Annotated in this window: 12 protein-coding genes, 1 tRNA gene and 1 pseudogene; 4 read left to right on the top strand and 10 right to left on the bottom strand. The window is 50.5% G+C overall.

All coding sequences use genetic code 11. The annotated features are described in order from the left end of the window. Positions 1-57 precede the first annotated feature (57 nt). The 4 genes and pseudogenes from Tanf_RS00505 to Tanf_RS00490 all read right to left on the bottom strand — a co-directional run. A pseudogene (locus tag Tanf_RS00505) lies at positions 58-1,029 on the bottom strand (serine hydrolase domain-containing protein); the annotation flags it as partial. A 185-nt stretch (positions 1,030-1,214) separates the two neighbouring features. Next, positions 1,215-1,961 (bottom strand): 3-oxoacyl-[acyl-carrier-protein] reductase, encoded by a 747-nt coding sequence (gene fabG / locus Tanf_RS00500; protein WP_046824514.1) that lies wholly within the window; start codon positions 1,959-1,961, stop codon positions 1,215-1,217. A gap of 53 nt (positions 1,962-2,014) precedes the next feature. Beyond that, positions 2,015-2,959, bottom strand: coding sequence for a 3-oxoacyl-ACP synthase III family protein (locus tag Tanf_RS00495; RefSeq protein ID WP_014225485.1), 945 nt, complete (start codon positions 2,957-2,959; stop codon positions 2,015-2,017). Then, positions 2,949-3,554, bottom strand: a complete 606-nt coding sequence (locus Tanf_RS00490) for a TetR/AcrR family transcriptional regulator (protein ID WP_041590844.1) — start codon at positions 3,552-3,554, stop codon at positions 2,949-2,951. The genes Tanf_RS00495 and Tanf_RS00490 overlap by 11 nt, the downstream gene beginning before the upstream one ends. Positions 3,555-3,699: 145 nt before the next feature. On the opposite strand from Tanf_RS00490, the gene Tanf_RS00485 reads away from it, so the two are divergent. After that, positions 3,700-3,771, top strand: a tRNA-Met gene (locus Tanf_RS00485). Between the two features lie 122 nt (positions 3,772-3,893). Here the strand turns inward: Tanf_RS00485 and Tanf_RS14560 are convergent. The 6 genes from Tanf_RS14560 to clpB form a co-directional block, all read right to left on the bottom strand. Beyond that, positions 3,894-4,175, bottom strand: a complete 282-nt coding sequence (locus Tanf_RS14560; RefSeq protein WP_046824513.1) for a hypothetical protein — start codon at positions 4,173-4,175, stop codon at positions 3,894-3,896. After that, positions 4,147-4,782, bottom strand: coding sequence for a DUF4934 domain-containing protein (locus Tanf_RS00475; RefSeq protein ID WP_087879722.1), 636 nt, complete (start codon positions 4,780-4,782; stop codon positions 4,147-4,149). Before Tanf_RS00475 ends, Tanf_RS14560 begins: the two co-directional genes overlap by 29 nt. Positions 4,783-4,791: 9 nt before the next feature. Further along, a complete protein-coding gene (locus Tanf_RS00470) occupies positions 4,792-5,175 on the bottom strand; it encodes a hypothetical protein (RefSeq protein ID WP_140230662.1) in 384 nt (127 codons plus the stop codon). A gap of 45 nt (positions 5,176-5,220) precedes the next feature. Further along, a complete protein-coding gene (gene bglX, locus Tanf_RS00465) occupies positions 5,221-7,494 on the bottom strand; it encodes a beta-glucosidase BglX (protein ID WP_080948511.1) in 2,274 nt (757 codons plus the stop codon). 48 nt (positions 7,495-7,542) lie between these two features. Then, on the bottom strand, positions 7,543-8,229 hold the full coding sequence (locus tag Tanf_RS00460) for a YiaD family glycine zipper/OmpA-like lipoprotein (protein WP_046824554.1): 687 nt from the start codon (positions 8,227-8,229) through the stop codon (positions 7,543-7,545). Between the two features lie 1,273 nt (positions 8,230-9,502). Beyond that, complete coding sequence (gene clpB, locus Tanf_RS00455) at positions 9,503-12,091, bottom strand: ATP-dependent chaperone ClpB (protein WP_046824553.1); 2,589 nt, start codon at positions 12,089-12,091, stop codon at positions 9,503-9,505. A gap of 233 nt (positions 12,092-12,324) precedes the next feature. Between clpB and tsaB the strand changes: the two genes are divergently transcribed. From tsaB to Tanf_RS14000, 3 genes are all read left to right on the top strand, one after another. Further along, a complete protein-coding gene (gene tsaB, locus Tanf_RS00450; protein WP_052448949.1) occupies positions 12,325-13,008 on the top strand; it encodes a tRNA (adenosine(37)-N6)-threonylcarbamoyltransferase complex dimerization subunit type 1 TsaB in 684 nt (227 codons plus the stop codon). Then, positions 13,005-13,898: a phospholipase A gene (locus Tanf_RS00445; RefSeq protein ID WP_014225497.1), complete on the top strand. Its 894-nt coding sequence runs from the start codon at positions 13,005-13,007 to the stop codon at positions 13,896-13,898. Before tsaB ends, Tanf_RS00445 begins: the two co-directional genes overlap by 4 nt. Positions 13,899-13,974: 76 nt before the next feature. Next, positions 13,975-14,146, top strand: a 172-nt coding sequence (locus tag Tanf_RS14000; RefSeq protein WP_161794924.1) for a transposase, incomplete at its 3' end; no start/stop codon positions are given.

Here is a 14,146-nt window from a genome sequence, read left to right as displayed (position 1 = left end):
TATGTCGCGGCATCTTGTTTCTGATCCGTAGAAAGGTGTCTTTGTTCCGCTGCACGACTACAGAGCGGGCAGCAGATGTTCCCAAATCATGTTCAGTTCGGCTTGCATGTCGCCGATGTGTGCCGTAGTGACGATAACAGCGTCTTTTTCGGGCAGGACGACAATGAACTGTCCGTTGGCGCCGTCAGCACGGAAAGCGTTATGTCGGCATCGCCACATCTGGTAACCATAGCCTTGCAACCAGTCACTGTCTTCGGGTTTAATTTTGAGCGTTTCGCGGCGTGCGCCGGCAGGGAGCGAAGCAATGTGCGAAGTGCTGGCTTCGTCGATCCATGTGGCGGGAAGCAGTTGTCGCCCTTTCCATTGTCCTTTTTGCAGGAGGAGTTGTCCGAGCTTGGCCATATCCTCGGTACGGACGTAGAGCCCCCATCCGCCGCAGTTGATGCCCTGCGGACTTTCATCCCATCTCACCGTGTCGATGCCGAGCGGATCGAAGAGACGCGGGCGGAGGTAATCGACCGTTTTCTCGTCTGTAACTTTCTGCACGATGGCTGCAAGTATATACGTGGCCAGACTGTTGTAAACGAATACCTGGCCCGGCTCATGCGCGAGCGGAGCGGCCAGAAATTCGGCAACCCAGTCTTTGTCACGATGCTGACGGATGTTGGATGTCGGATCGGTATCGTGTCCGCACGACATGGTGAGCAGGTGGCGTATTTCCATCTTCTTCAGCTTTTCGTCTACGTTTGCCGGTAGTTTATCGGGGAAGAAATCGACGACTTTGTCGGTCGTCCGGATACGCCCTTCGGCCACGGCAAAGCCTACGGCCATCGAAGTAAACGTTTTGCTGACGGAGTTGAGGATGTGCAGCTGATTCGGAGCATGATCGCCTAACCAATGTTCGGCAATTACTTCGCCATGCTGCACGACCATGACACTGTGCAAATCGTGGCCGGCCGAACGGACGGCTTCCAGATAGCGCGCGATGACGGGGTCTATCTTCCGTGCGGCGTCTCTGTTACGCGGCAACGGATCAATGTGTTCGAGCTTACCGGAGGTAGCCATGCCGCTGCTTTCTGCGGGCGCGGAATACCGTGCATTCATCGGTACGCAGAAAGACAGCAGGACAAGGCATAACCACCACGTAAGAAAATCGTTTGTCCGTTTCATAATACGGGTTTTGTTCGGGAGAAGGCTTGTGTGCTTCGCCCTCGTTACATATTCATTCCGCCATCGACCTGAAGTACCTGTCCGGAAACGTACGACGACATGTCGGAAGCAAGGAACACGGCGATGTTGGCTACATCTTCGGGTGTACCTCCGCGGCGCAAGGGAATTTTCTTGATCCATTCTTCGCGGATGTTTTCGGGCAGCGCTGCCGTCATGGCTGTTTCGATAAAGCCCGGAGCGATGGCGTTGGCGCGGATGCCTTTCGGTCCCATCTCCTGTGCGATGGACTTGGCCATGGCAATCATGCCGGCCTTCGAAGCCGCATAGTTCGCCTGACTGGCATTGCCGTGTACACCTACGACCGAAGCCATGTTGATGATGTTTCCGCTACGCCGGCGCATCATGACGGGCAGACAGGCGTGAATGAAGTTGAACGCCGATTTCAAGTTGACGGCGATGACGGCATCCCATTGTGCTTCGCTCATGCGCAGCATCAGGCCGTCTTTCGTGATGCCTGCGTTGTTGACGAGGATATCCACACCGCCGAAGTCCTTCACAATCTCTTCGACCACCTGATGCGTTTCGTCAAAGTTCGCCGCATTCGAGGCATATCCTTTCACTTTCACGCCAAAGGCCGCGATTTCTTTTTCCGTCGCCTGTGCGTTCTCGTCGATCGCCAGATCGGTAAATGCAATGTTTGCTCCTTCCGAAGCAAATTTCAGGGCAATCGCTTTTCCGATACCTCGTGCAGCGCCTGTCACCAGGGCTGTCTTTCCTTCCAGTAGTTTCATTTTTATTGAATTTTTAAAGGTTTATAATTCGTAAAGTCTTTATAGTGTATTAATTATATACGGATGAGACAGGCACCGGCCGAATATCCGCCGCCGAAAACACTGATGCACACAAGGTCATTCTTCTTGAACCGGTCGATATGCTGGGCGAAGACGAGCGCACAACTGGCCGAGCCGGTATTGCCCAGTCCTTCGATGTTACTCAGGATTTTTTCGTCGGGTATGCGGAGGTTGTTTGCGATGTTTTTCAAGATGCGCAGATTAGCCTGATGTCCGATGAAGTAGCTGAGATCGTCGAACGTATAGCCTCTCTTTTCCAGCAGGCGTTTGGCATTTTTAGGCATGTACGTGCACGCCTGTATGAAGACGTCTTTGCCTTCGGGCATACGGATTCCCCCGTCGCGCGGACGCAGCTGGATGCCTTCAGGGCCTTTCCCGAGCGTACCGAGCGCCTCGGTGTAAATCTCCAGCACTTCGTAGTCCTTTTCATGTACGCGTTCGTTCGAAATAAAGAAAGCCACGGCCGTGTCGCCCCAAAGGTGGCCGGCCTTCGGATCGTCCTCATTACTGTATGCCGAATTTTTATCTCCTCCGATAATCAGTGCTTTGCGTGCCTTCCCACAAGCAAAATATCCTTCGATGATCTCAAGCGCGTTCACGAACGACGAACAGGCCGACGAGATGGTGAATGCTTTGGCATTCTCAATTCCATAGGCGTGCTGTACGACATGAGCGGCTGTGCCGACGGTGTCGTACGGTGAATACGTGGCAGCCACGATGAGGTCTACGTCTTTAATATCGTATGGGAGCCAAGGCAAGGCGTTTCGTACGGCTTCGAGCCCCATCGTATTGATGTTCTCGTTGGCTTGCGCCCGCGCTCGTGTTTTTATGCCGGTGCGCTGCACAATCCAGTCGTCCGTCAGTCCTGCTCTTTCCGTATAAAATGAATTGGGAATCCGTTGTTCAGGAAGATAAAATCCTGTAGCGTTAATATACATTGTTCTTGATTTTAATACCATTGAAGATGAGATTCATCATGTTCTGCCGCTCAATGATCCGGTCTCTTTCCGAGTCGCTGAGATGTCCGCGGATGTAGGGAACCTCCAGTCCTTTCAGTGCATGATGGATAATCAGCGCCGTCACCCGGATGTCGGGTACATGGAAGATACCTGTTTTGACACCTTCTTCCAGAATGTTACAGATGATCTCCGTTTCGCGCTGATCAAATTTTTTACGGGCTTTCTCGACCCGCCAAATATCGCGGAAGAACGTAGCCCGCAATGTTCCGTTACGGAATACGATCGTCTTGACCGCATCTAACCGCATATATATGAAAGAAATCAGTTTCTCGTCGGCCGGTAGTTGTTTCGCGGCGACTTCAAGCAGCATCTCGAGCAGCTTGTTAAGCTCCGCTTCCACGACTGCCGAAAAGATATCGTCTTTGTTCTTGAAGTAGGTATATAGCGTGCGTCTTCCCTTTTGCGAAGCTTGTGCAATGTCGTTCATTGTCGTATGATGATACCCCATGCGAGCAAAGAGTTGACGAGCGACATCAACTAAGGTATCACGCGTTTTGGAGACGGTTATGGACATAAACTGCACACTTCTGTTGAATTTGTGCGCAAAAATAGATAAAAAAGTTGCAATTTACGAATGTACAGGAAAAAAAACGAAATATTTTGTTTTTTCAAAACGATGTTGTATCTTTGCAGCCTCAAACAAAAAATTGAGGCTATATCGCGGAGTGGAGCAGTGGTAGCTCGTTGGGCTCATAACCCAAAGGTCGTAAGTTCGAATCTTGCCTCCGCAACTATTCCAAAGGCGGACTTCCGAATATCGGAATCCGCCTTTTCTAATAGATTGACTGGCCTGTTTTTTTTTGAAGAAATTCTATCCAATCCATCGTTAAAATGTGAGGGAGTAGGGGGGGGGCTATTTCTTTAGTTTCGCATAAAAGATATAGTTGTTATCGCTCTCACGAATATCGTTGCGAATCTCCTGTAAACGTTTACGTGCTTTTTCTTTTAACGATGTGTTGTTTTTAAGCTGCGCATCCAATTGGTCGATTAAATCGCCCGGATCCACATTCCATACATAATATCCGTTATAAAACGTAGGCCATTCCAGAGGTATATCGCCTAAATAGTCGTTGTGTATTTTGTAGAATGCGCCTTTCAGCGTGTGCTTATCGACGATAAATTTGGCAGGATACATCCTGCGTCCATGCCACGGCAGGAGCACCGGCGAAGGGCAACATGAAAACCGAGATTTTAGACGCGCCGGCATCAACAAAGATTTTGCCTTTCGGCACACGGTATCTCAACGGGATAGGGTTGAGCGGTTCACCCTGCAAGTTAAAACGTAATACCTTGTCGCTTTGCCACGGGAGGAGGAATATCTGCCCGCTCTGCTCGTCCAGCCATTCGTCATACACATTCTGATACTCGTTCGGCCCCTGTCCGAATGCTCCGATCGCGGTGATAAACTTGCCGCTTTTGTCGAATAGTTTGAACGGATTGTTACGGTTGTTACGCACCAAAATATAATGTTTGCTCACGAATGTTGCTCCACCGCCTACCAATGCTTCGTCACGGTTATCAAGCTTGACCAGCTGTAACTCTTCCGCAAAGAGGCTCAGCGGCAGATCGACCGTATCTTTGAGCTTCGTCAGATCGCACGAAATCACTTCGGAGTCGCCGACTTTCACTTTTTCAGCGACCACATCCATGTCATTCAATCCGGTTGCTTTTTCGTTTTTGCATCCCGGTAACATCATTCCGCCACATAGCAGAAAAGCCATAAGAAAATGTTTCTTGTCCATACTTTCATTTTAATATACCGCCGAGTCATACGCCGAGGTAGAGAAGAAAAACATCGCTTTGGTGTACAAGGCATCGAACAGTGCGGTAGAATTGTTTGTCTCTCGATAATAGGCAATCGCAAGACTGACGAGCGAGTCCGAAGGAATCCGGTTCCCCGTCATCAGCATCGTACGGGTAAGCAACAGTCCGTACTTTGCATAGTCGGGTCTCTTGAAGTTTCCACTGTTATTGACGGCTTGCAGTTTTGTCAAGGCATCTGCGGGCAACGAGTCCGATAACATTCCCGCCTCATGCAGCAGTTGTTGGTCATGATATGCGCCTCCGCATGAAAAAAGGAGGAGCTGCATGATGACGGGAATGTATGGTATGACAAATGGATGTCTCAAACTCATGAAATCCGTTACAAAGATCACTAAAAAGTACGCGATGTTCCTGTTTTATTCAAGACTAAACCGAACCGTTTGGACGTCGGCGCTGTTACGGCCGATCATCAGTTCGAACTCGCCCGGTTCGTACACATAGTCGAGGTCGGCGTTATAAAAGCGGAGATCGTCCGTCGTGACATCGAACGATACGGTCTTCGTTTCGCCGCGTTTCAGACTGATTCGCCGGAATCCTTTCAGTTCTTTGACCGGCCGCGAGACACTGCCTGCCACATCGCGGATATAGAGTTGTACCACCTCGTCGGCGTCGTATGCCCCCGTGTTCGTTACATCGACTGCAGCCGTGATTTTGCCGCCTTCGTGCAGCGTATGACGGTCGAGCCGCACTTCACCGTATGAGAAAGTCGTGTACGAGAGTCCGTAGCCGAACGGGAAAAGCGGATCGTTGTCTACATCGAGGAAATTGCTGCGGAATTTGGAGAACCATTGGCGTTCGGGACGTCCGGTATTCAAGTGATTGTAGTAGAGGGGGAGCTGTCCGGTGCTTTTAGGCATGGAGGTGACTAACCGTCCGCCCGGCACCCGGTCGCCGAACAGCACGTCGCAGATGGCGTCGCCTGCTTCGCTTCCTCCGAACCATACGTTAAGAATGGCCGGGATATGTTCGTTCTCCCACGTCATCACCGTGCTGCGGCCCGAGAAATACACGAGTACGATCGGTTTTCCGGTCTTTTCTAAGGCGGCCAGCAGATCGCGCTGGGCGTCGGGCAAGGTGAGGTCGCTTCGGCTGCTGCATTCGCCGCTCATCCCCGACGATTCGCCTACAGCGGCTACGATCACATCGGCACCGGCAGCTGCTTCGAGCGCCTCATGCAGGATTGCTTCCGCCGGACGCCCGTCTCTTTCCGGGCCTCCGAAAGCCTTCGCGTTTTTCTCCAGTCCGGCATTGTGCATCAGGTTCGACCCTTTGGCGTATACGACCTCCGCCTTCGTGCCTGCGGCGTCTTTCATTGCCTCGTAGAGTGACTTGTATCCTTCGGGACGGGCGGCGACACTCCACGTTCCGGGCATATCGAAGCGACTGTCGGCCATCGGGCCTACCAGCGCGATACGTCCGCTGCGTGAAAGCGGTAATATTCCGCCGTCGTTTTTGAGCAGTACAAACGTTTGCGCTGCTATGCGACGGGCTTCGGCCCGATGCGCCGAGGTGAAGATTTCCTTTTCGGCCCGACGGGCATCCAGATAACGGTAAGGATCGTCGAACAGTCCCAGTCTGTACTTGGCCTCCAATATCCGCCGGCAGGCACGATCGATTGCTTCGAGTGTCACTGTCCCTTCGTTGAGCGATGCTTCGAGTGTACCGGCAAATCCGTCGGAGACCATATCCATGTCTGTGCCGGCACGAAGTGCGAGCGCGGAGGCTTGTTTCAGATCGCCCATGCCGTGCTCGGTCATCTCCGCAATGGCCGTATAATCCGTCACGACAAAGCCTTTGAAGCCCCATATATTGCGCAGCACATCGGTCAGCAGCCACTTGTTGCCTGTTGCGGGGATACCGTCGACGACGTTGAACGAAGTCATCACCGATCCGGCTCCGGCGTCGATGGCTGCCTTATACGGCGGGAAGTAATCGTTGAACATGGTGCGCCGGCTCATGTCGACCGTATTATAATCGCGTCCGGCTTCCGAGGCTCCGTAAAGAGCGAAGTGCTTCACGCATGCCATGAGGGTGTTCCCGGCAAATAAATCATGCCCCTGATACCCTTCGACCATTGCCCGGGCGATCTGTGCGCCCAGATACGGGTCTTCGCCGGCTCCTTCGGCCATCCGTCCCCAACGGCCATCCCGACAGAGATCAACCATCGGACTGAACGTCCAGCAGATGCCGTCGGCCGAAGCCTCCACAGCCGCGATACGCGCCGACTGTTTCACGGCGTCCATGTCCCAGCTGCATGCCAACGCAAGAGGAATCGGGAAAACGGTTTCATAGCCGTGAATCACATCCATTCCAAAGAGAAGCGGTATCTTCAAACGGCTTTTTTCTACGGCAATCTCTTGCAGGGTACGGATATTCGCAACCCCTTTCAGATTGAAGAGCCCACCGACCTCGCCACGTGCAATCTTCGCCGCAATATCGCTGCTCTTAGCTTCACCCGTGACGATATTTCCCGATACAGGCAGATTCAACTGACCGATCTTCTCCTGCAGCGTCATTCGGCTCATCAGCTCGTCGATAAACCGGTCCATCTTCGAGGCTTCTTGGCCTGCAACCGTCGCAGATACGAACCAGCACCCCGCTAATATGAAGCTCACCATATGATTCTTCATAGATTCTGTTTATTAAATAAATTAATGTAAATTCGATGTGAAAAAGAATTATTCTCCGGCTTCTCGCTTGGCTTCCTTTACCATCTTTTCGTTTGCACTGATCATGATTTCGACACGGCGATTCTGTGCGCGTCCTCCGACAGTCGTATTATCGGCTACCGGCTGATGAATACCTTTGCCTTCGTACATCATTCGTTTCGTGCTGACTCCCTGCTCTACCAGATAATCGTATACGCTCTTTGCACGTCGTTCGGAAAGCGTCTGATTGTAATCCACCTTTCCCGTGTTGTCCGTATGACCTACGATGCGGAGGTTCGTGTCGAGGTTTCTCTCCAGATTCGTAGCTAAGTTACGCAGTGCGGACTTCGAAGCTTCGCTAACGGTGCTTGAGTTCGTTGCAAACAGGATGCCTGAGTCGAAAGTTACCTTCAGAGCCGGTGCCTGTCCTTCTTCCTCAACCACTTCCACTTTCGTATCTTCGGGAAGTACTTCCTCCAATTCCTTCTTTTGCTTGTCCATCTTCTTGCCGATGATGGCGCCTGCCGCACCTCCTACCGCCGCACCGATCACAGCGCCCAGCGCCGTATTTCCGGCAATCTTACCGACCCCCGCACCGACTGCCGCACCACCGCCTACACCGATAGCCGTTCCTTTGGCGGTGTTGCTTGCCCCACAACCGGAGAGCAATATCGCTGCACTAAGCATCAGCATCACCCATAGATTTGCTCTTTTCATATTCATTGCAAATGTAATAAATTAATGTTTGTAATGTTCGTTTCTTTCTGCCCTTGTGTCTATATAACAATTTAAATACGCCGCAAGTTACGGAAAAGTCTACTGATCCGCAAAATAATTTCAAAAGAGGAGGGTTGGATTTACTCAACCGGCAAATACTTGACGAATTTATGGAGAAATTGCCCGCTTTTGTCATTCAGAGCGAAGCGAAGAATCTCTTTTCCTTTACCCCGCGAGATTCCTCACGGTGTTCGGAATGACAAATTAATGGTTAATTGTCAATGGTTAATTGTTATAGGAAAACGAAAAGTCCTTCGGGTATTCATTTTTCATTTTTCACTTTTCACTTTTCGTTCGTTTATGTGTATTTGCGTCCATTCGCGTCATTTGCGAAATTTGCGTTCGGATATTTGTCATTCAGAGCGAAGCGAAGAATCTCTTTCCTTTTCCGGGGCGGGATTCCTCACTGTGTTCGGAATGACAAATTAATGGTTAATTGTCAATGGTTAATTGTTATAGGAAAACGAAAAGTCCTTCGGGTATTCACTTTTCACTTTTCACTTTTCACTTTTCGTTCGTTTATGTGTATTTGCGTCCATTCGCGTTCATTTGCGAAATTTGCGTTCGGATAACCCGGCATAACCATTGACCATTAACAACTGAATTACGTCAGGCTTTCAGCCCTCCGCCGAGGGGGGGGCTGTTTTCCCAACGCTTCGCTTCGCTGCACATTGGGCTGAATTAATGCGCCCTTTCAGGGCTGTTACAGCCGTCAGCAAACAATTCAACAACTAAACAACTAAACACCTCAACAATTCAACACCCAAACCCCTAAACACCTAAACAATTCAACAATTCAACAACTAAACATCTAAACACCTAAACAACTCAACAACTCAACAATTCAACAATTCAACAATTCAACAACTAAACAATTCAACAGCTCAACAGCTCAACACCTCAACACCTCAACACCTCAACAATTCAACAGCTCAACAACTAAACAGCTCAACAATTCAATAACTCAACACCTCAACACCTCAACGTCCCGAAAGGGTTAGACCGCCCGAGGCCCAAGGGACGAACGCCGAGGCGTTCGGTCTTTTCTGCTTTCTGGGCGTTTATTCCTGCAATACCGCAGAAGAGAAACAGAAGAATAGAATATACCTTTTTTATTTGTTTTTACAAAATATAACTCATGTAAAGTTACAATTTATGGTATAAATTTAAGAACTCTGCCCCGGGAACCCCGGTTTCCGCGGCAGAGATGTGTTTAATTTTTGAAATGCAATTCACCGCCGTCGAATCCGACTACGACCGGACGCTCGCGATCGATCTTGCCGCCAAGGATTTCTTTCGACAGCTCGTTGAGCACGAGGTCTTGGATTACCCGTTTGACGGGGCGCGCACCGAACTGCGGGTCGTACCCTCTCTCGGCCAGATATGTCACGGCTTCGTCGGTAAATTGCAGGGTGATGCCGTTTGCGGCCAGCATTTTCCGTACATTTTCCAGCTGCAGATCGACGATCTGGCGGATTTCCGACTCGTCCAGAGGCGTGAACATGATGATCTCGTCGATACGGTTCAAGAACTCGGGACGGATGCTTTTCTTCAGCAAATCGAGTACCTGCGTCTTCGTCGCGGCAATTACCTGCGGACGGTTGGCAGCCGTCATCCGCTCGAAATTTTCACGTATCAGCGCCGAGCCCATATTGCTCGTCATGATGATGATCGTGTTCTTGAAGTTCACGGTTCGTCCCTTGTTGTCGGTCAGTCGGCCATCGTCGAGTACTTGAAGCAACACATTGAACACGTCCGGGTGCGCCTTCTCGATCTCGTCGAAGAGCACAACCGAGTACGGTTTGCGCCGGATGGCTTCGGTCAGTTGTCCGCCTTCGTCGTAGCCGACGTATCCCGGAGGCGCTCCGACCAGCCGGGTGGCGCTGAATTTTTCCTGATATTCGCTCATGTCGATGCGGGTCATCATGTTCTCGTCGTCGAACAGATACTCGGCCAGCGCTTTGGCTAACTCGGTTTTCCCGACTCCTGTGGTACCGAGAAAGATAAACGAGCCGATGGGGCGTTTCGGGTCTTGCAGCCCTGCCCGGCTGCGACGCACGGCGTCGGCAATGGCACGGATCGCTTCCTCCTGCCCGACGACACGCCGGTGCAGCTCGTCTTCGAGGTGCAGCAGTTTGTCGCGCTCGCTCTGCATCATCTTGCTGACGGGGATGCCCGTCCAGCGCGACACAACGTCGGCGATATCCTCGTTGTCGACCTCCTCCTTAATCATTGCCGCGCTTCCCTGCATCTCATGGAGCTGAGTCTGGATGGCTGCGTTCTCCTCCTCCCTGGCTTTGATCTTTCCGTAACGTATCTCGGCCACCTTACCGTAATCGCCCTCGCGCTCGGCACGCTCGGCCTCATATTTCAGCGACTCGACGTCGATCTTGTTCTGCTGAATCCGGTCGATCAGATTCTTTTCGCTTTGCCAGCGAGCCAGTTGCTTTTTCTCGTCTTCCTTCAGGTCGGCGATTTCTTTGCTTAATTGCTCGAGCTTGGCTTTGTCGTCTTCGCGTTTGATGGCTTCGCGCTCAATTTCGAGCTGAGCGATGCGACGCGATACTTCGTCGAGCGACTCGGGTACGGAATCGACCTGCATCCGCAAACGTGCCGCCGCTTCGTCCATCAGGTCGATCGCCTTGTCCGGCAGAAAACGGTCGGTGATATAACGGCTCGAAAGCTGCACGGCAGCAATGATCGCATCGTCCTTGATGCGTATCTTGTGATGATTCTCGTATTTCTCCTTCAGGCCTCGTAAGATCGAGATCGTGTCGGCCTCGTCCGGCTCGTCGACCGTCACTGTTTGGAAACGACGTTCTAACGCTTTGTCTTTCTCGAAATATTTCTGGTACTCGTCGAGTGTCGTCGCACCGATCGCACGCAGTTCTCCGCGTGCCAACGCCGGTTTGAGGATATTGGCCGCGTCCATCGCGCCTTCGCTTTTTCCGGCACCGACCAGCGTGTGAATCTCGTCGATAAACAGAATAATCTGTCCGTCCGACCGGCTGACTTCGTTGACTACCGCTTTCAGACGCTCTTCAAATTCTCCCTTGTATTTCGCTCCTGCAATCAGAGCGCCCATGTCGAGCGAAAAGATTTGTTTGCTCTTCAGGTTCTCCGGCACGTCGCCCCGCACAATACGGTGTGCCAATCCCTCGGCGATCGCCGTCTTACCGACTCCCGGCTCACCGATCAGAATCGGATTGTTTTTCGTTCGGCGACTCAGTATCTGTAACACGCGGCGAATCTCTTCATCGCGCCCGATCACCGGATCGAGCTTGCCCGACCGTGCCCGTTCGTTGAGGTTGATGGCGTATTTGCTCAGCGAATCGTAGGTGTCTTCGGCCGATTGACTCGTCACTTTGTTGCCTTTCCTTAACTCTTCGATAGCGGCACGCAGCTCTTTCTCGGTCATGCCGGCGTCTTTGAGCATCTGCGATGCGTCGCTTTGTTCCGTAAGCAGCGCCAATACGATATGTTCGAGCGAAACATACTGGTCGCCCATCTTCCCGCAGTAATCGATGGCTTTTTGCAGTACCGCGTTGGCTTCACGACTCAGGTAAGGCTCGCCTCCCGTTACTTTCGGATACGACTCGAGTTTGCGGTCTAACAGCTGATTTAAGCCCGCGGCGTGAATGCCCAGCTTCTGAAACAGAAACTGCATCATACTTTCTCCTGTCAGAATAACGGCTTTTAACAGGTCTGTGGCTTCGATACTTTGCCGGTTCTGCATCCTGACCAACTCGACCGCCTTTTGCACCGCTTCCTGTGATTTGATTGTAAAATTATTCAGATTCATTTGTTTTTCCTCCTTCTTTTTTGTTTTTCGACTGTTTATCTTGTCGTCTTCAAACAAACGACAAATAAAATGCCACTGGTAAGAATATGACAAAATGGCGGTTGTTGGCCGGTAAACCGATAATGATTTGACAGGAGGAAGAATTCGCAATCTGCCCGTATGTATTTTTACTCGTTGGGTACATCATTTTCGATTTTATGATACCTTTGTTGTCCGAAAATCATGATCAAGAAATGAGAATATTACATATCGAGACATCGACTAAGGTTTGTTCCGTCGCTTTATCCGAAGGAGGGGGAATCGTTTTTGAGAAAGTATCGTTTGAAGGGCCTTCGCATGCGTCTTTGGCAGGTCTGTTTGTCGAAGAAGCCCTGCTCATGGCAAAGGGAGCGCTTGATGCGGTAGCCGTCAGCGCCGGTCCGGGTTCTTACACCGGATTGCGCATTGGCATTTCGTTGGCCAAAGGATTATGTGTGGGAGCAGGTGTTCCCCTGATTGCCGTGCCGACCCTGGAGTTGCTCGCTTCGGAAGCCATCCGAAAACACGGAGACACCGATTGCCTGTATTGCGCTATGATGGACGCCCGACGAATGGAAGTCTATTCGGCGCTTTACAATGCCCGTTTACAACTTGTGCGGGAAACAAGGGCAGAGATCATTACACCCGAAAGTTACGCCTCATGGCGGGAGACGCGACGCATCTGCTTCTTTGGCGATGGTGCGACGAAGTGCCAGCCCGTTCTTACATCGGAAAATACGGTCTTTCTTGACGAGATTTATCCATTGGCTGCAGCGATGGTGCCACTGGCCGAGGAGGCTTTCCTTGAGAAGAGATTGGTCGACACGGCGTATTTTGAACCGCTTTACCTGAAAGAATTTATCGCAACACCCCCTAAGAACAAAGTACTTGGGAAATGAGATTTTTTTATTCATTTGTCTTTTTGTTGTTAAGTTATTGTTCTCTCTATGCGCAGCAGCCTTCGGGAAGGGAGGGCGCGTTGAGCCGTATCGACAGTTTCCGAACGGTCCTCAGGGAGAGGATCGAGGCGACACGAACGAATTATAATGCCGACAGTGTGCGTGCGATGATTGAAAATGGCCCGTATTTCGGGGTGTTTAAGGATAATTATTTTATCGGTGGCATCCCTGTCGGTCAGAAGATTAAAGCAGATAACTCGAATGTGAAATTTCAAATCAGCGTGATCCAGCGTCTGACCAAAAGCAAATTGCCGTTCGACACTTATTTGTTTCTTCAGTTTACGCAAAAGACGGTTTGGAATGTATTGGAAGAATCTCTGCCGATACGTGATATGAACTTCAATCCAGGCATTGGAATCGGACACCTGATTGTTTATCAGAATAGATATATCGGAAAGGCTTTTTTGATGCTTGAACACGAATCGAACGGAAAAGATCGAGAAGCCTCGCGTAGCTGGAACAAAGTATCGCTTAGCGGAAGTTTGATGGCCAGTCCGCATGTGGAATTACAGCTCAAAGCCTGGATACCGATTATCGATGGTGAGAACAACCGGGATATTCTCCGATATAACGGTTTGGGACACTTCGGACTCAGTTACCGTACAAGTAACCGACGGATTCAAGCCGGAATACTTGCTACGTGGCGTAACAAATCCTTTAGCTTCAATACGCAATGGGAACTTAGCTATAAATTGCATAAGAATGAAAACCAGTATCTGTTTCTCCAGTATTATAACGGATACGGTGAGAATCTGCTGGATTACGACAGATTCAAAAGCGTCGTTCGTCTCGGCATGGTAATCAAGCCGCAAGACTTTAGCATTTTCTGATATCCTCTCGACATATAATTATATGAATATCCGTATATTTGCCCAGAAATAATTATCTTTGCAAAAAAATAAGGCAATGACACTGATCGATTTTTTATCTCACTTTCCGGACGAAGAAAGTTGCAAGCAAAAGTTTAAGGCATATCGCGACCAAGTAGGAGTTGTTTGTTCCAAATGCGGAGGCACGGATCATTATTGGAAAAAAGACAAGGAGCAATATGAATGCAAACACTGCAAAACGCGCACCA

The sequence above is a fragment of the Tannerella forsythia genome, from assembly GCF_001006485.1.
Taxonomy (GTDB): Bacteria; Bacteroidota; Bacteroidia; order Bacteroidales; family Tannerellaceae; genus Tannerella; species Tannerella forsythia.
The sequence above is the reverse complement of the archived record's forward strand: the minus strand, read 5'-3'. Positions and strand labels throughout refer to the sequence as shown.